The sequence below is a fragment of the Aureimonas sp. SK2 genome, assembly GCF_029813115.1.
GTDB lineage: Bacteria > Pseudomonadota > Alphaproteobacteria > Rhizobiales > Rhizobiaceae > Aureimonas.
In genome coordinates, this window is sequence record NZ_JAPZDS010000070.1 from 1 (window position 1) to 658 (window position 658).

Here is a 658-nt window from a genome sequence, read left to right on the forward strand (position 1 = left end):
TGCCCGACGGCGGCGACCTGTCCGACCTCGATGCCGACGGCCGTGACGATCCCGTCGGTCTCGGACAGAAGGCGTGTGTAGCCGAGCTCCTGCTTCGCCTTGTCGAGTTCGGAGACGCGGCTGGCGACCGCCGAGCGCGCGCTGGCCAGTTGCTGCTCGGCGCTGTCGAGCTGGGCCTGGGGACTGGCGTTGCGCTGGACGAGGGCCGCTTGGCGGTCGCGCGCGAGGCGCGCGTTCTCCTCCTGGGCCTGGGCGGCGGCGAGTTCTCCCTGCAGCGATCGGACGGCCAGCGCCTGCGCCTGCGGGTCGAGCGAGGCGAGCAACTGCCCCGCCTCGACCGTGTCGCCGACATCGACGTTGCGGCTGAGTACCCGCCCGGCGACGCGGAACCCGAGGTCTCGCGAATAGCGTGGCTGGACCGAGCCGGCGAAGGTCGGCTCGGGAAGAGGCGAGACCTCGGCCACCGTCGAGAGCACCGGCCGGACCGGCGGTGCGGCTTCGCTCGCCTCGTCGTCGCCGCATCCAGCGAGCCCGAGGAGCGCGACCACAGCGAACAGGCGGAGCACCATCCTCATGCCGGCACGTCCTGTGCGATCTCCACGACCTGCCCTTCGCGCAGGAGTTGGGACCCGGCAGTCACTACCTTGTCGCCCGCCTT

Annotated in this window: 1 protein-coding gene; it reads right to left on the reverse strand. The window is 71.9% G+C overall.

What is annotated here, in order from left to right; genetic code table 11:
• On the reverse strand, window positions 1-575 hold a 575-nt coding region (locus O5O54_RS22255; RefSeq protein ID WP_279484029.1), incomplete at its 3' end, for an efflux RND transporter periplasmic adaptor subunit.
• Window positions 576-658 lie beyond the last annotated feature (83 nt).